Raw genomic sequence first — 22,263 nt, 5'->3', positions numbered from 1 at the left:
TATTATCCCTGCTTATTAAAATTTGTATTACACCATAACCTTGCAAATATCGTTCGTAAACTCAACCGGGTCCTGAATCGTCAGCCCTTCGATAAGCAAAGCTTGGTTATAAAGCAGCTGCGTATACAGATTGAATTTTTCCGTATCGCTGCCGTACGCTCTCTTTAACGCTTGGAACACGTCGTGACCTACGTTAATTTCGAGCACCTTATCCGCTTTAATATCCCCGCTGTCCGGCATTGCTTTTAAAATCTTTTCCATCTCAATCGACAGCTCCCCTTCAGCAGACAGGCATACCGGATGGCTTTTCAGCCGCTTCGAGGCTTTTACCGCTTTGACTTTGCCGTCAAGCAGCTTTTGCATGCTTTCGAACAGCTCTTTATTTTCCTTCTCCTCATTATCGGCGTTTTTATCGTCCGCCTCGGATTCGATGCCAAGATCTCCACTCGATACCGACTTAAATTCCTTCTCTTTGTAATTCATGATCATCTTGATCGCGAACTCGTCAATATCGTCCGTCAAATAAAGAATTTCGTACCCCTTATCGAGCACAAGCTCTATTTGCGGCAGCTTTTCAATTCGTGCGATCGATTCGCCGGCCGCATAATAAATGTATTTTTGATCCTCTGGCATACGGCTGACGTATTCGTCCAAGCTGACAAGCTTCTTCTCTTTCGAGGACGTGAACAGCAGCAGATCCTGCAATTCCGCTTTGTTCATGCCGTAATCGTTGTAGACGCCGAATTTCAGCTGGCGGCCGAACGCTTTGTAGAAGGTTTCGTATTTGTCGCGTTCGTCCTTCAACATGCTTTGCAGCATCCCTTTAATTTTGTTTTTAATATTTTTTGCGATCAGCTTGAGCTGACGGTCATGCTGCAAAAGCTCGCGGGAGATGTTCAGCGACAAATCCTCGGAGTCGACCATGCCCTTCACGAAGCTGAAGTAATCAGGCAGCAGATCCGCGCATTTGTCCATAATAAGGACGCCGTTGGAATACAGCTCCAAGCCCTTTTCGTATTCCTTCGTATAGTAATTGAAAGGCGCGCTTTCCGGGATATAAAGAATCGCGTTGTATACAACCGCGCCGTCAGCGCTGACATGCAGATGCTTAAGCGGCTTGTCGAAGCCGTAACGCTTCTCCGCGTAGAACGACGCGTAATCCTCTTCGGTCAGCTCGTTTTTGTTGCGCCGCCAGATCGGCACCATGCTGTTGATCGTTTGCTCCTCGACGACCTCTTCGAACTCGTCGCTGCCTTCCTTCGGCTTCGAGGTTTTCATATCCATCTTAATCGGATAACGGATAAAGTCGGAATATTTCTTTATGATGGCGCGAAGGCGGTAAGGCTCAAGGTACTCGTCGTACTGCTCGTCCTCCGTGTTCGCTTTAATCTTCATCACGATTTCCGTGCCGACGCTATCCTTCTCCGCAGGCGTGACCGTATAGCCGTCTGCGCCTCTTGACACCCAACGGTATGCCTCGTCGCTGCCCAATGCTCTGGACGTCACGATGACCTCATCGGCAACCATAAACGCCGAATAGAAGCCAACGCCGAATTGGCCGATAATGTTATGGCCGTCCTTCGCTTCATTTTCCTGCTTAAACGCAAGCGAGCCGCTTTTTGCAATAACGCCTAGATTATTCTCTAATTCCTCCGCTGTCATACCAATACCCGTATCTGTAATCGTTAAAGTCCGGCTTTCTTTGTCAGGCGTTACTTTAATGTAATAGTCCTCTTTGTTAAAAACGAGGTTGTCATCCGTCAGCGCTTTATAATAAATTTTGTCGATCGCGTCGCTGGCGTTGGAAATAAGCTCCCTCAGAAAAATTTCCTTTTGCGTATAAATGGAGTTGATCATCATCTCAAGCAATCGTTTGGATTCCGCTTTAAACTGCTTTTTAGCCATGCCTTTGCAATCCCCTTTCGTTCTCGATGTTAGCACTCCTCATCTATGAGTGCTAATCCTTATTTTTATATACCATACTCCGAAAATTGCTGTCAACAAGCAGGCTGAATTATCCATATAAAAAAAGCCCGCGCCATCGTTATGGCGCGAGCTACAATTAATAAGGATTAGGCCTGCGAATACGAAATTTCGCGTTCTTGGAACACTCTGATCACGACGCCAAGCGCGCCCAGCGATTTCGGAAACCCCGCGTAAGGCAAACAATGCATTACCGCTTCAACGATTTCTTCCGGCGTAAGACCGGCATTCAATGCGGCGTGAATGTGAAAGTCCAGCTGACCTTCGGCTCCCTGTGTCACAAGCGAGGAGATCGTAATCAGCGATCGCTGCTTCAGATCAAGGCCCGGTCTCGAATAGATGGATCCAAAAGGAAACTCGATAACCATCTTGGCCATATCCGGACTAAATTTGCGCACATTTTCCACCGTTTGGCGCAATATTTCCGGACTCACCATCTTGCCAAGCGTTTCCATTCCTTTTTCATATGCTTTGGAATCCATAGTAGATCAATCTCCTCTCTTCCTCTAGTCCAAGCTTAGCAGACGCGTTAAGATTGGCGGTATCTCGGCAGGATCGACCATGACCTCGATAACGGTCGCTACTTTCGAATTCAACGCCTCGGCCACTGCTTCCACAATATGCGCGGTATGATGGCAGCGGTACGCCTTTGCCCCCATTGACGCCGCAAAGCCGCTTGCATCGAGCGCATGCTCGTAGACCGCTCCGACAGAACGTCCGGTGTTATAGGACATCCCCTTATCCACCATATCCAAACGTCCGTTGTTCAAAACAAAGAAGATAACCCGCGCTCCATGATTAACCGCAGTCGAAATTTCGGTCCCATGCATCAGCAAGCATCCGTCTCCTGTAATACAGACAACCGGACGGTCAGGCTGGGCGATTTTGGCTCCAATCGAATAACCGATTGCCGCTCCCATTGCGATGAACACTTCATCGAAGTAGAACGTGCCTGGCTGAGGAAGGTCCAAATGCTGGACAGCATAGAAGGAGTGGCTTCCCGCATCGCCGAAGAGCATCGCGTCATCCGGAAGCGCGGAACGAAGCGCTCGGAAGGCGTCGCCGGCCGTGAGCAGCTTCTCTGTATTCGAGTTAGGCTCAAATACCGGGCGAGTGAGCAGCGCATAATCATTTTCGCGTCTTTTGGCCCCCGCCGCTTGGATCACATGGATAAGATTGGATTTCAAATCACCCAACACGATCTCCGTCGGGACCGCAACCGACTTGCCCGCAAAGGTCAGATCGTATTCGAATTGGAGCATCTTCTTCGGTTTCATCTCTTCCGTAAAGCCTGACAGAGACATGTCGCAAAGCTTGCTGCCGATGACGATCATCAGGTCAATGCCGGAACGCATATAGTCCATGGCATGCCTAGAGCCTCCAAGACCATATCCGCCCATATAAAGAGGGTGATAGGTCGATATGGCTCCCTTGCCGCCGGGCGCCGTCACGATAGGGATGCGCCAATGCTCCGCAATCGTCTGAATCTCCTCGAAAGCCTCCGCCATAACAGCGCCTTTTCCTAAAAATAGAACAGGGCGCTCCGCCTCATTCAGCATCGACAGCGCACGGTCGACGACTCTCGCCACAAGCGTAGAGGTGTACTGCGGCAGCGGAATAAGGAACTCTTCAACGTCTTCCATCAATACGTCAAATGGTATGCATAAATGAACCGGACCGCGCTCGCCGGTATAAGCCTTCTCGATTGCATGACGCAAATAGAGCGGCAGCAGATCGCCACGCTCGATCCTTGCGCTGAATTTCGTAACAGGCTCGAACATCTTCACCAAGTCCGTGCCAAATTGGCTGGAGTCCTGGCTGAGCGCGCGCCCCGTCTCTTGCATCGTCGGCTGTCCCGTAATAAACAGCACCGGAAGATTGAACTCTCTCGCTTGTCCAGCTGCCGTAATGAGATTGGTGCCGCCTGGACCGGACGTTCCGATTGCGACTCCGATCCCTCTGCTGCCGATCGAAAAGCCCGAGGCTTCATATCCGCAGCCCGTTTCATGACGGCCAAGCACATATTCAATTTCTTGACTATCCAGCTCAAGCATAAGCGGGGAAATCGATTTGCCGGGAATCCCGAAGACGTGACTGACTCCCCAGCTCTTAAAATGATCAACGATAATGGAATAAACCTTCTTCTTCATCTTGTCTCCTTAAAAAAATGGATTGCCTATCGGCTGCTTAGTAATAATTGCTCCAATTGCTCTGCTGGCAGCGGTTTATAATAGTAGTAACCCTGCACCTCCCGGCATCTTAGCCGTTTTAAGTAATTGAGCTGTTCCTCGGTTTCCACGCCTTCCGCGATGACGTCTATACCTAAGTTGTAAGCCATGGCGATGATGGTAGACACAATGTCCGCGTCAATCGAATCGGTCATGATGTCGCGAATGAAGGATTGATCGATCTTAAGCCTGTCAATGGAGAACAGCTTCATATAATACAAATTGCTGTAGCCTGTCCCAAAGTCGTCAATGCAAATGGGGATTCCCAGTTTTTTGAACTCGCCTAGAACCTCGATCGCGAAGTTGACGTCCATCGTCATCGATTCCGTGATCTCCAGCTCCAAATATTTCGGGTCAAGTCCGGTCTCCAGCAGGATGCTTTGCACGGTTTCGACCAGGTCTCTCTTCAGAAACTGGCGCGTCGACAGGTTGACCGATACTTTCATCGGAGGAATGCCTTTGGCGATCCACTCCATGTTCTGCAGGCAGGCCGTTCTGATGACCCACTCTCCGATCGGCACGATAAGTCCTGTCTCTTCCGCTATCGGAATGAATTTAGCCGGGGAGATGAGCCCGAGCGTTGGATGATTCCACCTGATGAGCGCCTCCGTGCCGATGATTCTGCCTGTCTCCACATCGATTTGCGGCTGGTAATGAAGGAGAAACTCATTGTTCTGCAGCGCTTTGCGAATCGAGCTCTCCAGCGTCAGCTGCTCAATGCCAAGGCTGCTCTTGGCCGCCCTATAAATGGAGTAATTGTTTTTGCCCGCGTCCTTCGCCAGATACATCGCAATGTCGGCATGCTTCATCAGCGTCTCCGCGTCGAGACCGTCTTGCGGGTAGTAGGCGATGCCGATACTCGCGGTAATATAGAGCTCATAGTGGTCGACTACAAAAGGCACCTCGAACGCTTTGATGACATCCTCTGCCGCTTCGATGGCTTCCTTCTGGTCCTTCATATCCTTGAGAAGAATCGTAAACTCGTCTCCGCCCATTCTCGACACGATATACTTCGATGAACGGCTGCATAATTTAAGACGTTCCGCCACAAGCTGAAGTAGCAGGTCGCCGTTGTTATGGCCCAAGTTATCGTTAATTTTTTTTAAGCTGTCCAGATCTAGGAACAGAAGCGCGAAGCTTTGTTTTTCGCCGTCGGTCGAGTCGAGCAGCTTGTCCAAATGCTGCGTGAAAAACCGCCGGTTCGGCAATCCGGTCAAATCGTCGTGATAAGCCAGATGGTTAATTTGCTGCTCCGCTTTCGAACGCTCCGTAATATCGCGGAACTGCGCAAATGCGCCCATAATCATTTTGTTCTCGTCATAGATCGGGAACGCGTCGAACAGGCATACCAGCTTCTCGCCTTGATTGCTTTGCCTGATGCTAATCTCCATATCCTCATAGACAATGCCGTTATGCAGCACTTCGCTAATATATTGGCTGACCTTCAGCTCAGCGATTGACTTATGAAGCACATCCTGCTTCTTCAAATCGGTAATATATTCGGCGAACTGGTTATACTCTGTAATCTTTCCGTCGCGGTCTGTAATAATGATTCCGTTTCTGGTCGTCTCGATAACGACTTGATTCAGAATATGAAGCCGCCTGTTTTGCTTCTTGAGCAGCAGCTCTCTCTCAATCGAATCTACAACTGTACATAGCATCGCAAGGAGAAACGGATTATGCTGATCGATGGATGTCATGATCGTGATTGTTCCGAGCAAATTGCTGACATCCGTATATTGGAACGGCACCGAATAACAAGCGCTATTCTCTAAAAAACGGAAATAATGGTCGCGCCCAGTCAGCTGGAACGGCTCCCGGTGATCAAGCGCGAGATTGATGCTGTTCGTTCCGGCTTCCTTCTCGGAGAAGACAAGTCCGACTTGAATGCCGGATTGGCTGACGATATTGCGAATCGCTTCATCGCCCGCCATCTCAAGCACGCAGCCCTTCTCATCCGTTATAAGAATCAGAAGGGGCAGGCCTTTCATCAGCATCAGCATCTTGTGAACGAAGAAGTCAATTACTGACAAAATCTCCTCATATTCCGCTCTTTTCTCAGAGAGCTCCGCTTCACTGTAGAATTGAGTGAACGCAGGAACAACTTCCGGATTTATCCCCATCTTCTCGCATCTGTCCTTCGACTGTTTTATCCAAATCTCGTTATTCATCTTGCTCCTCATTTCTACCTTGCGATCTCAATAAAAAACGATAGAATCTATGCAAGTAAAAAAACGCCAGCAAATAGGGACTCCTCGGTAACAGTCAAAATCTCTTCGCTGACGTATTTGTTCGCTTAAACGGTACTAAATTCTATTTTATCGCAGTGCAGAATATCGTTCAATAAGAATATGCAAGATTTCGATTATATTAGACGTGTATCATTTTACCATATGCGATTACAACAAGAATAGATGTATGATACGATATAAAGGCCCTTATCATTCGACAAAAAACGAGTGAGTTCCGGCTAAATCCACCTTGCGGAGTGCGGAAAAAATGGAATCCCATCTGACCATGTATATCACGCTAGTCGTAACCTCTGGCGTACTGAGCGTGTTCTTATGTATATACGCGTTCAGCAAAAGAAAGCATTTGCTGGCCGCCCGGCAACTAGCCTTACTGACGGCATTGCAGTCCATTTACATATTCGGTTTCGCTTTCGAGCTGAGCAGCGACAGTCTGGACGAAATCAAACGCTGGATTGCGGTCGAATATATCGGCATCGCTTTTACGCCCGTCGTCGGGCTCCTTCTCGTGCTGCGGTATATAGGCAGGTCGTTATCGCGCGCGGCGACTGCCGCCCTGTTCGTTATCCCCTCAATAACCCTTATCCTTGTTGCGACCAACGATTTTCACGGACTTTTTTATAAGCTGATTTATTTGCGGGAAAATACGCCTTCGCCTATGGCCGACATGGTGATCGGCAAGTGGTACATTGTGCATGGCGCTTATACGTTCGGCTCCTTGCTTGCCGGCGGGGTCATGCTTCTTCGGCAGTGGAAAAAAACGAATAAAGCGTACCGCAAGCATCTCGTTACGCTCGCAGGCGGACAATTCATCCCCATGATCGCTTCCTTCCTCTATTTGATGGGCATTACCCCCTATGGGATGGACATCGTGCCGATCGTGTTATGCGGCACCTCCGCCATGTACTTGTGGGCGCTGCTGTCGATCCAGATGCTTCGGCTATCCCCAATCGCGAAGGAAAGCTTGTTTGAAAGCATGCGCGAAGGCGTGCTTGTCCTCGATCAATCGGAGAGGCTGACCGACTACAACGGCGCGGCCAAAAAAATGCTGCCCGAGCTTGAAATGGGCATGATCGGTCATTCGCTCGATTCCGTGTGGAGAAAACTAACAGGGGAGGATTTCCCGATTCAAAGAGGCGCAGACGGGATGCAGGGGCATCTGCAGCGGGGGCACGGCGCGACGCGTTCCGAATATGAAGTCCGTTCATCTACGATAAAGAGGCAAGGCGGGGAAGCATTGGGCTGCCTGCTGATGCTGATCGACGTGACCGAGCAGCGGCAGCTGCAGGAACAGCTGAAGCAGCAGGCTTATTACGACGCATTGACCGGTATCATGAACCGGGCCCGATTTATCCGGCAGTCAAGAGCTTTGCTGCAAGAGGCTGATCCTATTCGGCCAAGCGCTTCGCTTATCTTGTTCGATATCGATCATTTCAAAGGCTTCAACGATACTTACGGCCATGAAACGGGCGATGCCGTCCTGCTGCATACCGTGTCCGCATGCCGTGACCAGTTGCCGGATAACTGTCTGTTCGCGCGATATGGAGGCGAAGAATTCGTCGTGTTTATGCCCGCATCCGAACAATCCGAAGCGCTCGAGGCGGCCAACCGGCTCCGGTCGGCCATTGAAGCGGCCCAACTGGAAACGGAGTTCGGCAGCTTAACCGTTACGGCAAGCTTTGGCGTTGCGGCCTATCGTTCCGGCGATACGCTGGAGGTGCTGCTCCGCGAAGCCGATTCCGCGTTATATGAAGCCAAGCGGCTAGGAAGAAACCGGGTGTCCGTCTTTCACAAAGAATCCCCGGCCCCAGCTTGATCGACGATCGCACGCTCCGGCCGTTCGCTCATGTATTGGCTTAAAAATCGAATGACGGTCTCATCATACAATCGCGGGTTCGTCTGGCGAGCCAATCCGTGACCGGCGCCGGGTACGATTAGAAGCTCCTTCTGGACTTGAGCGCTCTCGTACAACGGCTTCACCATGCGAAATGGAACAAATACATCCGCATCCCCATGGATAAACAACATCGGGGTTTTGGATTTTTTCACTTGCTTCAACGCCGAGGCTTCGCCGAAGGAATAACCCGCTCTAAGCTTGGTGATGAGACTTGTTGCATGCAGCAGCGGAAAGGCTGGCAGCTTGTACATGCGGCGAAGCTGATAGGCGAGCTGTTCCTTCGCCGAGGTGTACCCGCAATCCTCAATAATGGCCTTCACCTGGCTCGGGAGCTCCTCACCGCTCGTCATCATGACCGTAGCGCCGCCCATCGAAATGCCGTGCAGCACGATCTCCGAGTTACCGCCATTCTTATGAAGGATCTGCTGAATCCATCCGACGTAATCTCGGCGCTCCGGCCAGCCAAACCCGATAAAGCCGCCTTCGCTTCTGCCATGCCCTCTAGCGTCAGGCAGCAGCACATTAAACCCTAATATTTCGTTGTACATTTGCGCTAGGCTGCCCATGCTCTGGGCTTGTCCCGAATACCCGTGCGCTAGAATGACCGTTGCGCATGACGGCGTGTCGGCAGGCAAGTAGTAAGCGCGCAGCGAAAGCCCGTCTTCCGAAGTCATGCTCCATTCCTGAAACGTCTGCTTTGCCCACCACGCTTCCAGCCGTTCCTTAGAAGGATCGCTCGCATCGGTTACCGCCAAGTCGGGATTTCCGTTCAGAAAGTCTTTGTCCGATCGAGCGATCGCGACCCGATAGAAATAAAAGCCGGTAAGCGTCAACGCCGCCAGAAGCAGTATTACAACAATTGCAATCATCACGTGAATCACCTTTCCCGCAAAAGGCGACTGCCCGGCAGGCGCCTAACAGGCCGGCCGAGCAGTCGCCTTTCCTCTTCGAAAATGCGGTTCGATTAATGGGCGTATCTTGAAATCACTTGGTCAAGCAGAGCGGCGACGTGCTGCGGTCCGCGCTGTACATCGTCCTGCGAGATCTGTACTCTGACAAACGATTCGTCCATATCCATCGCTTCCGCGAACATGCCGAACAGGCTGGTCGCTTTGCGGTCGATTTGAAGCAGCAGCTCAAGGCTTGTGCCGTAATTGCGGAGGAACACAAGCTCCAGCTCATCCAGACGTCCGCGGTAGGAGCCGGAATATGGCACGAACTCAAATTCTTGAACGAATGGGGAATGGGAGCCGCCGAGTCTTGGCGCGTACATCGTTTCCGCTTCGCGAAGACGGAAGCCGAGCATCTCGATCGCATGCAGAACGGCGCTCATAGCCGGCGTCGCCACAACCTCGATGCGGTCATTGTCCGTCGGATCCATTGCGGAGCGGATATCCGCCGTTGTTTTGATCCAGACCGGCGTTCTGCCGATCGATAGCGGCGTGTTCGGCGCCAGCTGGAATGCGAAGCCGATCTCCCTCCGCTCATTTGGCTGCACGTCGATCGGAGGCGTTACCCGCACTCTTCCAAGCTCCACATTCTGCTGCACCTTCGAATCGTTTACTTCCTTGATGTAGTATGTCATAACGGATAGATCGATACCCTCGATGCGCTGTGCCACCGCTCCGCCTTGGATTCTTACCACTCCGCGAATTTCTTCGCCCGGGTAGTAGTTCGTTTTCTCCAGCAGCGTATCCACCTTTGCCGAACCAATTCCCACACTTGCCATCATACGGTTAAAAAATGACATCCCATTCGCTCCTTCGATTTAATAAGTATGGATGAAACTGGATAAATCCAACATCCTTATCATATCAAATTTTACGTAGAAGGAAATGATTTGGTCGCAAAAAGAATAGGACCCATTATTAAATGAGTCCCGCTTCCAGCTCGTCCAGCTTTTCGCATATTTCGTTATGCCATTCCATATCCCCCTGCTCATATGCGAGATAGGCCAGCGATTTCAGCGAATCCAGCTTGCGGACAAGCTCCAGATTAACAGCCAGGCAGTGGACAAGCTCCTGTCTCTCCGACAAGGAAAGTCTCTCGTAGCTGCCTCCTGCGAGCTTCGCCTTCAAAGCAAGCTCTGCCATTCGCCGGTGAACTGCGTGAATCGCAACCATGGTTTCCGTCAACCATCCTTCCCAAGCTAAATATAAATCGTTGTAGTATTCAGGATAGCCCGACTGACGGCGTTCATTCACAGGTACGATTAAAAAGTTATGCAAGCCGCGCGTTCTTCTCGTTCTATTGTCCGGTCACAAAAAGAATAGAGATATGACAAACTTGTAATATGTTATGTATGCCTAAATATACTTTTAAATAATGGATAAGATCTGTTGTTTACGATATGCGGCTCTCTACCACGACCCTTCCTATCCCGCAGTTATGAAGGAACGATAGAATTTTTTTAGATTTGCCCTATATTTCCAAAACAACTCATGTTAGAATAAGTAACATTAAATACAAGCCCAGTAGGATTCATGTTAGCAAACCTGCCTTTCGTTTTCTGAATAATCCGATTGTTCTGACTAATGATATTAGCTGGCGAGGAGGATTACATTGATGGACGAATTGCTGCAAATCGAGCATTTGACAACATCCTTCAAAATCTCGGATGACTATTACGCGGCGGTGGACGATGTCTCGCTTACGGTTAGAAAGAACGAAATCGTCGCGATCGTCGGAGAATCGGGCTCCGGGAAAAGCGCGCTTGCATTCTCTATTATGGGCTTGCACAACAGAGCCTCGATAACCGGAACGATTCGATTTAACGGTCAAAATCTAGTAGGCCTTCCTCCTTCCAAAATGAACAGCCTTCGCGGTAAAGAAATAGGCATGATCTTTCAAGACCCTCTGTCCGCGCTAAATCCTCTCATGATTGTTGGCGCGCAAATAGAGGAAGCGCTGATCCTGCATCAACCGAGCCTCTCCAAAAAGGAACGAAAACATAGAGTGATCGAACTGCTGACGCAAGTCGGTATTCCATCCCCCGATCTCGTCTACGAGAACTATCCCCACGAACTATCGGGCGGCATGAGGCAGCGCGTCGTTATCGCGATTGCGGTTGCCAACCAGCCGAAGCTGCTCATCGCGGACGAACCGACCACCGCGCTCGATGTCACGATCCAGCTTCAAATCCTGGATTTAATCCGGAAGCTGAAAAACGATATCGAAGCAGGCATCATCCTCATTACGCATGACCTTGGCGTCGTAGCCGAAATGGCCGATCGCGTCGCGGTCATGTATGCGGGGCAAATCGTTGAAATGGCCGATATTTACACCCTCTTATCGAATCCAAAGCACCCCTACACGAGATCCTTGCTACAATCCGTAACATCAACAGCCGAACCAAAATCTACGCTCTATACGATTCAAGGCATCGTGCCTTCGCTCAAAAATCTGCCTCGGCAAGGCTGCCGTTTCGCCCCGCGCATTCCATGGATCAGCGAATCGGCTCATGAAGAGCAGCCGGAAATGCATGAAGCCGCTCCGGGTCATTACGTCAGATGCTCTTGCTATAACCATTTCTACTTTCCGGATAAGGAGGACTCGAACGTATGGCGCTTCTAGAGGTAGAGCAGCTTAAAGTCCATTTTCCGATCCGCGGCGGATTGTTCGGCAGGAAAGCCGAGCCCGTCAAAGCGGTAGACGGTGTCCGGTTCACGATAGAGGAGGGCCAAACCTACGGTCTGGTCGGCGAGTCCGGTTCCGGCAAAACGACGACGGGCCGAGCCATTATCGGCCTGAACCCCATCACCTCGGGCGACGTCCTTTTCCAAGGACGCAGCCTGAAACGGATTGTGCGCGGAAGCAACCAAAGCTTTCGCCGCGACATTCAAATGATCTTTCAGGATCCGTATTCGTCGCTCAATCCAAAAAAGCGGGTCATCGATATCGTGGCCGAGCCGCTCCGAAATTTCGAGCGGATGTCGGGGCAAGAGGAAAAGCGCGCCGTGCAGGAGCTGCTGGAGAAGGTCGGCTTAAGTCCGGACAGCATTCATAAATATCCGCATGAGTTTTCGGGAGGCCAGCGGCAGCGGATCGGCATCGCGCGGGCGATCGCTCTGAAGCCCAAGCTGATCATTGCCGATGAGCCGGTGTCCGCGCTCGACCTGTCCGTGCAGGCGCAAGTGCTGAATTTTATGCGGGATATTCAGAAGGAGCTTAATCTCGCTTATTTGTTGATCAGCCATGATCTCGGCATTATCCGGCATATGTGCGACTATATCGGCATTATGTACAAAGGCCGTCATGTGGAGCAAGGCACGACTTCCGATATATTCGGAAATCCGCAGCATATTTATACCAAGCGTCTCTTGTCCGCCATTCCGGACATGGATCCGAACAACCGCGAGAAGCAGCTTCAATTGCGGGCCGCGGTCAACTTGGAGTACAAGGAAGCTTACAATCGCTTTTTCGATGAGCAAGGTCTGGCCTATCCGCTGAAGCCGTTATCCGAAACCCATTATGCGGCAATGCCCGAGAGAGGGTGAGAACCGATGTGGAAGATTGTTGCGCGAAGAATAACCATTATGATTCCGCAAATTCTTTTGCTAAGCATTTTTGTATTTTTGCTTGCTAAGGCCATGCCGGGCGACGCGCTTAGCGGCTTAATCGATCCCAATATCGACCCGAAAGCGATCGCCGAGAAGAGGATCCAGCTCGGACTGAACAAGCCCTGGTACGAGCAATACTGGGATTGGATCACGAGCGCGCTGCAGGGCGACCTGGGTCAATCGTTCCGCTTCAAGATGCCGGTGACGGAGCTGGTCGGAGAACGTATGGCCAACACCTTCTGGCTGTCGCTCGCGACCTTGGTGTTTACTTATTTGATCGCCATTCCGCTTGGCATTATAAGCGGGCGCTACAACGACACGCTGGCGGATCGCATGATTACAGGCTACACCTATATAGGCTTTGCCGCTCCGCTGTTTATTTTCGCGCTCGTCATGTTATGGGTGTTCGGCTTCCATTTCGGCTGGTTCCCGACCGGCGGCAGCGTCGAACCCGGCTCAACGCCCGGCACCGCCGCTTATATCGCGAGCAAGCTCTACCACTTGCTGCTCCCGGCCCTGTCCATGGCCTTAATCACGACGGTCACAACGGTACAGATGCTTCGCAACGAAATCATCGATACGAAATTCAAAGACTTTATCGTAACCGCCAGAGCCAAAGGCGCCTCGGAATCGCGAATTTACAACCGCCATGTCCTGCGGAATTCCCTTCTCCCCATCGCCGCTTTCTTCGGGTACGAGCTGACGGGGCTGATCGGCGGCACGGTATTTATCGAAAGCATCTTCAGCTATCCCGGCATGGGACAGCTCTTCCTGAGCTCTATCTCCTTACGGGACTTCAGCGTCGTTACGGCTCTTGTCTTACTGTATGGGGTCGCTTCCATCCTGGGATCGTTACTGTCCGATTTGATATTGGGTATTGTCGATCCTCGCATTCGGATCAAATAACCATTCGTGGGGTTAGAGGTGAAAGCATGGGAGACAAAAACTTATCCGGCTGGAGAATTGTTTTGAAGGAGATCGTTCGAGATAAAATGGCGCTGCTGTCGCTCATTCTGATCGTGGCCATCACGGCATTCGTATATCTGACTTCGCTCCTTCTGGATCAAAGCCAAATTGTAAGAGTGAACTTATTCGAGCTCAATAAGCCCCCTTCCTCGGAGTTTTGGCTCGGCACGGATCAAGGGGGGCGCGACGTATTCGGCCAATTGATTATCGGGACCCGCAATTCGCTCACCATCGCTATTCTCGTTACCTCGCTTTCCGGCTTGATCGGCATCGCTATCGGCCTTATATCCGGCTACTTCGGCGGAATGGTCGACAACTTCTTTATGAGAATCGTTGATTTTTTTATGATTTTGCCGACGCTCATGATCGTTATCGCGTTCGTGACGACCGTGCCGAAATACGGAATCATGTCCTTCACGCTTATTATGACCGCCTTCCTGTGGATGGGAAAGGCCCGGCTAATTCGTTCCAAGGCGCTGCAGGAGCGTGAGCTGGACTATGTCAAAGCGTCTCGGACATCAGGCTCCTCCCATCTCAAAATTATGCTGGTTCAAGTGCTGCCGAATTTAAGCTCCATTATTATCGTGTCGATGACGCTCAATCTCGCCGCCAACATCGGTCTCGAGTCCGGCCTGAGCTTCCTTGGCTTCGGGTTTCCCGAAAGCACGCCGAGCCTCGGCACCTTGGTCAGCTACGCGAGAAATCCTCAGGTTCTAGAGAGCAGATGGTGGATATGGGTACCCGCATCAGTCCTTATATTGGTCTTGATGTTGAGTATAAATAACGTTGGCCAAGCGCTGAGGCGCGCGGCTGACGCAAGACAAAGATTAGGATAAGGGAGGAAAATGTAAGATGCCAAAAAAGATCCCCAAAGCTGTACTGCTTCTGCTCGCTCTTGCGCTGCTGCTTGCCGCCTGCTCATCGAACAACGGCGGGAATAACAGTAACAGCTCCCCGTCGCCATCATCATCGCCTTCTGCAAGCCCCGATGCCACGCAGACGCCGGCGGAGACGAAGCCGCCGCTTCAAGGCGAGGACGGTCTGTTCAATATCGCCAACTTCAGCAACGTGAAGAGCAAAACGGGTGAGCCGATCGAAGGCGGACAGATTACATTCGGACTCGTATCCGATACGCCGTTCGAAGGAACGCTCAACTGGAACTTCTATGACGGCGATCCGGACTCGCAAGTATTGGGATGGTTCGACGAAGCCTTGCTTACTTGGGATTCGAGCTACGTGTACACGAACGACGGCGCGGCTACATACGAAGTATCGGAAGACGGACGCACGTTCACGTTCACGATTCGCGACAATGTCAATTGGCATGACGGCAAACCGGTAACAGCCGAGGATTGGCTGTTCGCCCACGAGGTAATCGGCCATAAGGACTACACCGGCGTACGCTATGATTCCACCTTCGAGAATATCGTCGGCATGAAGGAGTATCATGAAGGCAAAGCGAGCACAATATCCGGCATTGAAGTCCTGAACGAGAAGCAGCTGAAGATCACCTACATTGAATCCAACCCTTCCCTCGTTACGGGCGGCATCTGGACTTACCCGCTTGCGAAGCATATTTTCGCCGATATCCCGGTTGCCGACATGGCCGCATCGCCGCAGGTTCGTTCCAACCCGATCGGCTTCGGCCCGTTCAAGGTCGAAAGCATCGTGCCGGGCGAATCCGTCGTCTACGTACGGAATGACGATTACTGGCGCGGCAAGCCGGGTCTGGACAAAGTGATACTGAAGGTCATCAATCCGGCCAACGTTGTCCAGGAGCTCAAGTCCGGGGGCGTCGATCTCGTAGACTCCTTCCCGATCAGCCAATTCCCGGAGAACGCGAATCTGTCCAACATCGAATGGCTGGGGAACGTTGACCGCGCGTATACGTATATCGGCTTTAAGCTCGGCACATGGGACAAGGAAAACGAGAAGGTCAAAATGAACCCGGACGCGAAGATGGCGGACGTCAACCTGCGTAAAGCAATGTGGATGGCCGTCGATAACGACACGGTCGGCAAACAATTCTATCACGGCCTTCGCTGGAACGCGACGACGCTCATTCCGCCGTCCCATCCTGAATACCATGATGCCTCGAATCCTGGCGTAGCCTACGATCCGGAAGGCGCGAAGAAGCTTCTGGACGAAGCAGGCTACAAGTACAACGGCGACTTCCGCACGAACCCGGACGGCAGCGAGCTCGTCATCAACTTTATCTCGATGACAGGCGATCAAATCGCCGAGCCTTTGGCCCAATACTACGTGCAGGCTTGGAAGGCAATCGGCCTAAACGTCCAGCTTGAAATGGTCGAGTTCAATACCTTCTATGACCGCGTCGGCCAGAACGGCGAGGATGACCCTTCTGTAGACGTCTATCAAGGCGCTTGGGCCGTTGGCATTGACGTCGATCCTTCCGGCTTGTACGGTCCGACTGCCATGTTCAACTTCCCGCGTTATGAAAACGCCGAGAACGATCGTCTGCTGAAGGAAGGCGTCTCCGAGAAAGCGTTCGATAAAGAGTACCGCTTGTCCATCTATAAAGAATGGCAGCAGCTAATGGTTAATGAAATCCCTGTCTTCCCGACACTGTATCGTTCCATCGTCGCGCCGGTCAACAAGCGTATTTTGAACTACGCCATCGGGGACGGCACAGGCGTTTATCTGCATCAGCTTCAAGTGACGCAGGATAGTCCTGTCGTTGCGGAGTAAGCTTCGGCCGAAGAATAAATGAACCGCCCAGCAGAGCTGCTGGGCGGTTTTCCTATTGCGACAAAAAAAGCCCGTCTACTAGACGAGCACCTTTTCTGGTATACTATTCCTCTTGTTGTGTTGATCTTATTTTATCATTCCACAAAAAGAAATAGACCGCCCCGTGACAAGGTATCGGTCTATTCTTTGACTCGCCTTTGAACAAATAGCCACCGCCCTTAAAAGCGGCTCTTGTGCAGGGAGTCGGTTGCCGCCGACTCCTTTTTATTATCCTAATCATAACATGTGCATAATATACACACAACCGGGAAATGCCCCGAAACCGCCAGCCTATCGCCTCTCCAGCCAAGCCACGCTCTCAACATGGACGGTCCAAGGGAACATGTCGACCGGGGTCACTTCCACCGTGGTATAGCCGCCGTCTTCCAATACGCGCAGATCGCGCGCCAACGTGGAAGGATTGCAGCTCACATAGACGACTCTCTCCGGCTTCAGCGCGAGAATCGTGTCCAGCAGCGCAGGATCGCAGCCCTTGCGCGGCGGGTCTACGACGATGACATCGGCTTCCACGCCTTCCTTGCGCCAGCGCGGCATGACGACCTCGGCCGGACCCGCCTCGAACGTCACGTTCCGGATATCGTTCAGCTCGGCGTTGCGCTTCGCGTCTTCGATCGCCTCCGGCACAATTTCCACGCCGTACACTTGTCCGGCCTTCCGAGCCAGGAACAACGAGATCGTGCCGATGCCGCAATAAGCGTCAATCACACGCTCGGAACCGGTAAGCGCCGCGTACTCTACCGCCTTGCGATAAAGCGCCACCGTCTGAACCGGGTTAACCTGATAGAAGGAACGAGCCGATATCGCAAAACGAATCCCGTCCAGCTCGTCATAAATCACGTCGCTGCCCCACAGGACGCGCGTCTCCTCGCCGAAGATCACGTTCGTGTTTTTTTCGTTAATATTTTGCACGATGCTTTTCAGTCCCGGCAGCGACGCGCGCAAATGCTCGATCCACTCCGGCTGGCGAGGCAGTCGCTTGCCGTTCGTCACCAGAACGACCATAATCTCGCCGGACACCGCTCCGGTCCGAGCCATGACGTGGCGCAGCACGCCTTGGCCTGTCTCCTCGTTATAGGGCTGAATCCGAAGCTCGTGCGCTACCTTCTTCACAACGCGAAGCACTTCATCGTTATGCTCATGCTGGATAAGACAGTCGTCCATATCGATGATCCGATGGGTTCCCTGCGCGTAAAAGCCTGCAACCAGCTCGCCGTTGCCGGCTGCGCCGATCGGTACGGTCGCTTTGTTCCGGTATCGCCAAGGGTCGTCCATTCCGATTGCAGAATGGACGATGACGCCTTCCTCCGCGCCATCCTCGCCTGCAACCTGCAGCTTGCCGATTCGGCGCAAATTGTCCACGACATGCTGCCGCTTCCAAGAAAGCTGCGCTTCGTAATCGTAATGCTGAAGCTGGCAGCCCCCGCATTCTTTAAAAATGTCGCAAGGCGGCTTGATGCGGTCCGGGCTTTCCTCTGTCAGCTCCATCAGCTTCGCGTAACCGTACTGTTTTTTCGTCTTGAGGACGCGCACCCGGGCTTTCTCGCCCGGAAGCCCTCCGTGAACAAAAAGGGTAAAGCCGCTTGCGCGGCCCACCCCCTCCCCGTCATGCGTCATGCCGACTATGTCGACCGTGACTTCTTCATTTTTTTGAAACGGCACATCGCTGTCCGCCTTTACCGTCTTTACCGGCTTGCCCGGCTTCGCGCTACGAACGGCGCCTCTACCTTGTTTTCTAGTCATGAATTGCTCCTATCGGTAAGTCGATTCGCCCGTCTCATCCGCAAAGATGCGAAGATGCGACGGCAGCACCGAGAAATTGCACGGCAGCACGCCTCCGTATTCGCCATCCAGGTTCAGCTGCACATAATCCGGCGTCGTCACTTTTAAGCTGTTGGTACGGAAGTGTGTCACATGCGGGTCATTCAAATGCTCGCCCCGGAGCGCGAGCGTGACGAGCCGGATGAACTCGGCGAGATTCATTTTCCGAATAAGCAGAACGTCGAGCAGCCCGTCATCCAGCTTGGATTCAGGCGCCAGCCGTTCGAATCCGCCTACGGAATTGCTGTTGCAGATGAGGAACATCATATATTCGCCATGAAATTCGCCTACGCCTTCCGCTACAAACTTGAGCTCTGTCGGACGCAGCCGGGTCATTTTCTCCAGACCTTTCATATAATACGCAAGCTGCCCAACCATCGTCTTCAGCTTGCTGGGCACGTCATAGGTCAGCTCCGTTAAGGAGCCCCCGCCCGCTATATTGATGAAGAACCGTTCATTCGCCACGCCGACGTCTATCGGCCGGGTATACTGATTGATAATAAGATCGCATGCGTATTCCCAATGCTTCGGAATGCCTGTTGCCCGCGCGAAATCATTCGTCGTTCCTACCGGCAAAATCCCAAGAGGCGGACGGTTCTCTTTATTGGCTAGACCATTAATGACTTCGTATAACGTGCCGTCCCCTCCGGCTGCAATAATCAGATCATAATCCCGATCCGCGGCTTCCGCTGCGGCAATCGTCGCATCGCCTTCTCCGATCGTCGCGTGGCAGCTCGTTTCAATTCCGCCGCGGTCAAGCCGCTGCAAAATATCGGGAAGTCTGCGCTTCATCTCTTCTCTTCCCGAGGTCGGATTATAAATTAATCTTGCGCGTTTCATCGCTTTCTCGCTCCTTCTCATGAACCACTTGCCTAAATCTTGCCGGACAACCAATCCCCGATCCGCCTGGAAAGCCAGCGTGCAATGGCGGGATGAGGCAGCATGGCGCGCCCGTTATAGCGATAGCGCAGGCCCGACAGCCTCGAAGGGATCACATGATTGGTGAAATATCCGGGGCTTAAAAATAACGGGACGACGATAATTTTATCATCATACCCTTCTTTCTGAAGCTCTAACAGCTTCGACGCGGCTTGGTCCGGCAGCAGCATCGCGTAATCTGCTCTCGCAAAACCGCCAAGCGCCTGCAGCCGCTCTGCAATCGCGGACATTCCCGACTGCCATCGTTCATGGAAGACTGGCAGCTTGCTTCCGTGGCCTACAATAAGCAGCGCTTCTTTCTCCGGCTCCTGTGAAAGCTCCGAGATATTCGCGTGCAGCAATTCCGCGATCTCAGGATCATCGTCAATCGGCAGGCCGTAAGCCACTTCTCCGTTCACGCGAAACACACCCAGGTCTCCTTCGAAATCGGTAAGCGGCGGGAAGCCGAAGGCTTGACTGATTTCGTCGACGTGGGTGCTGCCGGAAGATACAAACAGAGGCAGTACGAAAAAATTCGTAACTCCCTGCCTCTCTAATTCGTTTATGCCGTCCTGTATAAGACGGCCTTCCACAATTTCCAGAAAAGCGGATACGACCGGCACATCAAAGGCTTGCGCCGCCGAGCGGACGGAAGCGTCAACCTGCTCCACCCACTCCGATTCCCTGGAGCCGTGACTAATGACAAGTACGCCGCGCTTCACGCTGGAATCTCCTAACGGCCCAAGCGGTCAAGCGCCATCTTGTAGCCGTCGTTGCCGTAGTTCAAGCAGCGCTTTACGCGGGAAATCGTAGCCGTGCTCGCGCCGGTCTCGGCTTCAATTTGATTGTATGTACTGCCTTTGCCCAACATGCGCGCCACTTCAAGCCGTTGGGATAAGGATTGGATCTCATTCACTGTGCATAAATCATCGAAAAAGACGTAACATTCTTCCACGGATTTCAAAGTAAGGATCGCTTCGAATAATTGGTCTATCGCTTTATCGTTCAGCTTCTTCAGCTGCATTCGCATTCACTCCTATGAGTACTGTTGCTATCATTGTAAAGGCTAAATCAAATTTTTTCAAACGTTACCGTTTTCACGCATTACAGAGAAGGAGAAAAATCGAGACATTCATCTATAATTTTATTGAAAAATCGGGTCATTCGTCCAATCCGCAGCTATCCCTGTGCCATAGACTATTAAAAAAAGGGTTGTGATCCGTTTGAATTATCATCATTATCCCGGCGTCGGCAACCGCGGCGGCGCTGGGCATAACCAGGGTGCGGACTTCCGGCAAGGGCAAAATCCGCTAAGCCGTCCTTATACCGGTCCTCACGGCACTTATGGGCTGGGCAATCCGGCTTCGCCGCCGCAGGCGCCTCATGCCCAGATCTCCCAGACGGCCGCGGCTCCCAGCCTGCTGCCCGCCATCGTCCCTAACCACCTTCCGGAGGCGAATATTACCCCGGCGCCTCCTAAAAAAGGCTTCTCGCTTGCCAATCTGGCGAGCATGGCTAACCTGACCGAAATTAAAGGCTTTGTCGACCGCATGGGCGGTCTGGACGGTATATTGTCAACGGTAACGAAGGTACAGAAGGTGGTCGGCAGCATCTCGCAGATGGCGCCGCTCGTTAAAGTATTGTTCGGCTCCTTCGGCAAAAAATCAATCTCGCAAAGTGACGAGCTCAATAGCGAGCGCAAGCCAACCAGACGCAAGCGCCCGAGAAGCGGCTCCGGATCGGGCAGCGGCAAGGCGCGCAGCGGCGCTTCCGGAAAGCGGCGATCTTCGAAACGAAGACGTTAATCGTCAATAGTCAAAACGCAAGAAGGACAGCTTTAAGCCCCGCGCAGGGTAAAGCTGTCCTTTTGCCATCTCTATTACAGGAACAACAACTTAATAATCCAGAAGAAAAACATCGCCAGCAGAACCGTAATCGGGATCGTAATAATCCAGGCAATAACGATTCGCCCGGCAACTCCCCACCGAACGGCAGAGAACCGTTTCGCGGAGCCGACACCTAGAATGGACGATGTAATAACATGCGTCGTACTGACCGGCAAATGGATCATCGTAGCTGTCAAAATAACGGCAGCGGAACCGAGGTCGGCCGCAAATCCGTTAATCGGTTCGATTTTAAAAATTTTGGTCCCCATCGTCTTAATGATTTTCCATCCGCCGACCGAAGTGCCAAGCGCCATTGCTGTCGCCGCGGAAATTTTGACCCACAACGGAACATCCATTGTATCCTGAATGTCTGCCGCAACGAGGGCGAACACGATAATCCCCATCGCCTTCTGCGCATCGTTCGTGCCGTGGGAGAACGATTGGAACATCGCCGTAATGACTTGACCGAAACGGAACCCTTTATTCACTTGATGCGGGCTTGTTCGAGCGAAAATTTGCTTCAAGATCCACATGATGATGAAACCGATTGAAAACGCGATAAGCGGCGAAAGCAGCAGGGCTTCCAAAATATCGACGAATCCGGAAGCGTTGAGCGAATCCACTCCCGCACCCGCAATAACAGCCCCCGCAAGCGAACCGATCAAAGCATGGGAAGAAGACGAAGGAATGCCGAACCACCACGTAATGAGGTTCCACGCGATTGCAGCAAGCAGCGCCGCAATCACGATCTCAACGCCGAATTCAAGCTTGGATGGGTCCGCAACCTTACCGCCAATTGTCTTTGCGACACCCGTAAAGGTGATCGCTCCAAGGAAGTTCATGACGGCAGCCATCAGTATGGCAACCCTTGGCTTCAGGGCGCGAGTGGATACCGACGTCGCGATCGCATTGGCCGTATCGTGAAAGCCATTGATAAAATCAAACGATAGCGCTAAAAAAACGACAATCCAAAGCACATATATTTCCATG

At 52.0% G+C, this 22,263-nt stretch carries 19 protein-coding genes; 7 read left to right on the top strand and 12 right to left on the bottom strand.

The features are described from left to right. Nucleotides 1-27: 27 nt before the first annotated feature. The 4 genes from htpG to D3P08_RS03000 form a co-directional block, all read right to left on the bottom strand. Nucleotides 28-1,905 carry a molecular chaperone HtpG gene (gene htpG, locus D3P08_RS03015; protein WP_119597920.1) on the bottom strand — a complete coding sequence of 626 codons (1,878 nt, stop codon included), beginning with the start codon at nucleotides 1,903-1,905 and terminating at the stop codon, nucleotides 28-30. Between the two features lie 167 nt (nucleotides 1,906-2,072). Next, on the bottom strand, nucleotides 2,073-2,465 hold the full coding sequence (locus D3P08_RS03010) for a carboxymuconolactone decarboxylase family protein (protein WP_119597919.1): 393 nt from the start codon (nucleotides 2,463-2,465) through the stop codon (nucleotides 2,073-2,075). Nucleotides 2,466-2,489: 24 nt separating this feature from the next. Then, on the bottom strand, nucleotides 2,490-4,133 hold the full coding sequence (locus tag D3P08_RS03005) for a thiamine pyrophosphate-binding protein (protein ID WP_119597918.1): 1,644 nt from the start codon (nucleotides 4,131-4,133) through the stop codon (nucleotides 2,490-2,492). A gap of 26 nt (nucleotides 4,134-4,159) precedes the next feature. After that, complete coding sequence (locus tag D3P08_RS03000) at nucleotides 4,160-6,382, bottom strand: putative bifunctional diguanylate cyclase/phosphodiesterase (RefSeq protein ID WP_119597917.1); 2,223 nt, start codon at nucleotides 6,380-6,382, stop codon at nucleotides 4,160-4,162. A gap of 328 nt (nucleotides 6,383-6,710) precedes the next feature. On the opposite strand from D3P08_RS03000, the gene D3P08_RS02995 reads away from it, so the two are divergent. Beyond that, on the top strand, nucleotides 6,711-8,276 hold the full coding sequence (locus D3P08_RS02995) for a histidine kinase N-terminal 7TM domain-containing diguanylate cyclase (protein ID WP_119597916.1): 1,566 nt from the start codon (nucleotides 6,711-6,713) through the stop codon (nucleotides 8,274-8,276). Here the strand turns inward: D3P08_RS02995 and D3P08_RS02990 are convergent. The 3 genes from D3P08_RS02990 to D3P08_RS02980 all read right to left on the bottom strand — a co-directional run bounded on the left by D3P08_RS02990 (nucleotide 8,249) and on the right by D3P08_RS02980 (nucleotide 10,585). After that, nucleotides 8,249-9,226, bottom strand: coding sequence for an alpha/beta hydrolase (locus D3P08_RS02990; protein WP_119597915.1), 978 nt, complete (start codon nucleotides 9,224-9,226; stop codon nucleotides 8,249-8,251). The two genes, D3P08_RS02995 and D3P08_RS02990, sit on opposite strands and share 28 nt — an antisense overlap. Before the next feature lie 95 nt (nucleotides 9,227-9,321). Beyond that, nucleotides 9,322-10,107: a sporulation protein gene (locus D3P08_RS02985; RefSeq protein ID WP_119597914.1), complete on the bottom strand. Its 786-nt coding sequence runs from the start codon at nucleotides 10,105-10,107 to the stop codon at nucleotides 9,322-9,324. Nucleotides 10,108-10,225: 118 nt separating this feature from the next. Next, a complete protein-coding gene (locus D3P08_RS02980) occupies nucleotides 10,226-10,585 on the bottom strand; it encodes a DUF7667 family protein (protein WP_240647223.1) in 360 nt (119 codons plus the stop codon). Nucleotides 10,586-10,919: 334 nt separating this feature from the next. Between D3P08_RS02980 and D3P08_RS02975 the strand changes: the two genes are divergently transcribed. The 5 genes from D3P08_RS02975 to D3P08_RS02955 are packed head-to-tail and all read left to right on the top strand — an operon-like array spanning nucleotide 10,920 to nucleotide 16,591. Next, nucleotides 10,920-11,930 carry an ABC transporter ATP-binding protein gene (locus tag D3P08_RS02975; RefSeq protein WP_119597913.1) on the top strand — a complete coding sequence of 337 codons (1,011 nt, stop codon included), beginning with the start codon at nucleotides 10,920-10,922 and terminating at the stop codon, nucleotides 11,928-11,930. After that, nucleotides 11,918-12,853: an ABC transporter ATP-binding protein gene (locus D3P08_RS02970; RefSeq protein WP_119597912.1), complete on the top strand. Its 936-nt coding sequence runs from the start codon at nucleotides 11,918-11,920 to the stop codon at nucleotides 12,851-12,853. Before D3P08_RS02975 ends, D3P08_RS02970 begins: the two co-directional genes overlap by 13 nt. A gap of 6 nt (nucleotides 12,854-12,859) precedes the next feature. Next, the gene (opp4B, locus tag D3P08_RS02965) at nucleotides 12,860-13,822 is read left to right on the top strand and encodes an oligopeptide ABC transporter permease (RefSeq protein ID WP_119597911.1); all 963 of its coding nucleotides are present in this window, start codon (nucleotides 12,860-12,862) and stop codon (nucleotides 13,820-13,822) included. A gap of 26 nt (nucleotides 13,823-13,848) precedes the next feature. After that, nucleotides 13,849-14,718 carry an ABC transporter permease gene (locus D3P08_RS02960; RefSeq protein WP_119597910.1) on the top strand — a complete coding sequence of 290 codons (870 nt, stop codon included), beginning with the start codon at nucleotides 13,849-13,851 and terminating at the stop codon, nucleotides 14,716-14,718. Nucleotides 14,719-14,734: 16 nt separating this feature from the next. Continuing rightward, complete coding sequence (locus tag D3P08_RS02955; RefSeq protein WP_119597909.1) at nucleotides 14,735-16,591, top strand: oligopeptide ABC transporter substrate-binding protein; 1,857 nt, start codon at nucleotides 14,735-14,737, stop codon at nucleotides 16,589-16,591. Nucleotides 16,592-16,921: 330 nt separating this feature from the next. Here D3P08_RS02955 and rlmD read toward each other — a convergent pair whose 3' ends face one another. Genes rlmD through D3P08_RS02935 form a run of 4 tightly spaced genes read right to left on the bottom strand, consistent with a single transcriptional unit; the run spans nucleotide 16,922 to nucleotide 20,411 of the window. Then, nucleotides 16,922-18,391, bottom strand: coding sequence for a 23S rRNA (uracil(1939)-C(5))-methyltransferase RlmD (rlmD, locus tag D3P08_RS02950; protein WP_119597908.1), 1,470 nt, complete (start codon nucleotides 18,389-18,391; stop codon nucleotides 16,922-16,924). A 9-nt stretch (nucleotides 18,392-18,400) separates the two neighbouring features. Continuing rightward, nucleotides 18,401-19,309, bottom strand: coding sequence for a diacylglycerol kinase (locus D3P08_RS02945; protein WP_119597907.1), 909 nt, complete (start codon nucleotides 19,307-19,309; stop codon nucleotides 18,401-18,403). Between the two features lie 32 nt (nucleotides 19,310-19,341). Continuing rightward, nucleotides 19,342-20,109 (bottom strand): sirohydrochlorin chelatase, encoded by a 768-nt coding sequence (locus tag D3P08_RS02940; RefSeq protein ID WP_119597906.1) that lies wholly within the window; start codon nucleotides 20,107-20,109, stop codon nucleotides 19,342-19,344. A gap of 11 nt (nucleotides 20,110-20,120) precedes the next feature. Then, a complete protein-coding gene (locus tag D3P08_RS02935) occupies nucleotides 20,121-20,411 on the bottom strand; it encodes a YerC/YecD family TrpR-related protein (protein ID WP_119597905.1) in 291 nt (96 codons plus the stop codon). 199 nt (nucleotides 20,412-20,610) lie between these two features. Here D3P08_RS02935 and D3P08_RS02930 point away from each other — a divergent pair, with 199 nt between their 5' ends. Next, nucleotides 20,611-21,192 carry a hypothetical protein gene (locus D3P08_RS02930; RefSeq protein ID WP_119597904.1) on the top strand — a complete coding sequence of 194 codons (582 nt, stop codon included), beginning with the start codon at nucleotides 20,611-20,613 and terminating at the stop codon, nucleotides 21,190-21,192. 74 nt (nucleotides 21,193-21,266) lie between these two features. Here the strand turns inward: D3P08_RS02930 and D3P08_RS02925 are convergent, their stop codons facing one another. After that, nucleotides 21,267-22,262: an inorganic phosphate transporter gene (locus tag D3P08_RS02925; protein WP_119597903.1), complete on the bottom strand. Its 996-nt coding sequence runs from the start codon at nucleotides 22,260-22,262 to the stop codon at nucleotides 21,267-21,269. Nucleotide 22,263 lies beyond the last annotated feature (1 nt).

The organism is Paenibacillus nanensis (assembly GCF_003583765.1).
Taxonomy (GTDB): domain Bacteria; phylum Bacillota; class Bacilli; order Paenibacillales; family Paenibacillaceae; genus Pristimantibacillus; species Pristimantibacillus nanensis.
Note: the sequence above shows the minus strand (reverse complement) of the source record. Positions and strands in the feature narration are given on the sequence as shown.

What these genes read in the sequence shown, in the direction of transcription:
- D3P08_RS02995 (WP_119597916.1), top strand. Translation starts at nt 6,711, where the DNA reads ATGGAATCCCATCTGACCATGTATATCACGCTAGTCGTAACCTCTGGC.
- opp4B (WP_119597911.1), top strand. Translation starts at nt 12,860, where the DNA reads ATGTGGAAGATTGTTGCGCGAAGAATAACCATTATGATTCCGCAAATT.
- rlmD (WP_119597908.1), bottom strand. Translation starts at nt 18,391, where the DNA reads ATGACTAGAAAACAAGGTAGAGGCGCCGTTCGTAGCGCGAAGCCGGGC.
- D3P08_RS02985 (WP_119597914.1), bottom strand. Translation starts at nt 10,107, where the DNA reads ATGTCATTTTTTAACCGTATGATGGCAAGTGTGGGAATTGGTTCGGCA.
- D3P08_RS02925 (WP_119597903.1), bottom strand. Translation starts at nt 22,262, where the DNA reads ATGGAAATATATGTGCTTTGGATTGTCGTTTTTTTAGCGCTATCGTTT.
- D3P08_RS02945 (WP_119597907.1), bottom strand. Translation starts at nt 19,309, where the DNA reads ATGAAACGCGCAAGATTAATTTATAATCCGACCTCGGGAAGAGAAGAG.
- D3P08_RS02970 (WP_119597912.1), top strand. Translation starts at nt 11,918, where the DNA reads ATGGCGCTTCTAGAGGTAGAGCAGCTTAAAGTCCATTTTCCGATCCGC.
- D3P08_RS03010 (WP_119597919.1), bottom strand. Translation starts at nt 2,465, where the DNA reads ATGGATTCCAAAGCATATGAAAAAGGAATGGAAACGCTTGGCAAGATG.
- D3P08_RS03005 (WP_119597918.1), bottom strand. Translation starts at nt 4,133, where the DNA reads ATGAAGAAGAAGGTTTATTCCATTATCGTTGATCATTTTAAGAGCTGG.
- D3P08_RS02955 (WP_119597909.1), top strand. Translation starts at nt 14,735, where the DNA reads ATGCCAAAAAAGATCCCCAAAGCTGTACTGCTTCTGCTCGCTCTTGCG.
- htpG (WP_119597920.1), bottom strand. Translation starts at nt 1,905, where the DNA reads ATGGCTAAAAAGCAGTTTAAAGCGGAATCCAAACGATTGCTTGAGATG.
- D3P08_RS02935 (WP_119597905.1), bottom strand. Translation starts at nt 20,411, where the DNA reads ATGCAGCTGAAGAAGCTGAACGATAAAGCGATAGACCAATTATTCGAA.
- D3P08_RS02960 (WP_119597910.1), top strand. Translation starts at nt 13,849, where the DNA reads ATGGGAGACAAAAACTTATCCGGCTGGAGAATTGTTTTGAAGGAGATC.
- D3P08_RS02990 (WP_119597915.1), bottom strand. Translation starts at nt 9,226, where the DNA reads ATGATTGCAATTGTTGTAATACTGCTTCTGGCGGCGTTGACGCTTACC.
- D3P08_RS03000 (WP_119597917.1), bottom strand. Translation starts at nt 6,382, where the DNA reads ATGAATAACGAGATTTGGATAAAACAGTCGAAGGACAGATGCGAGAAG.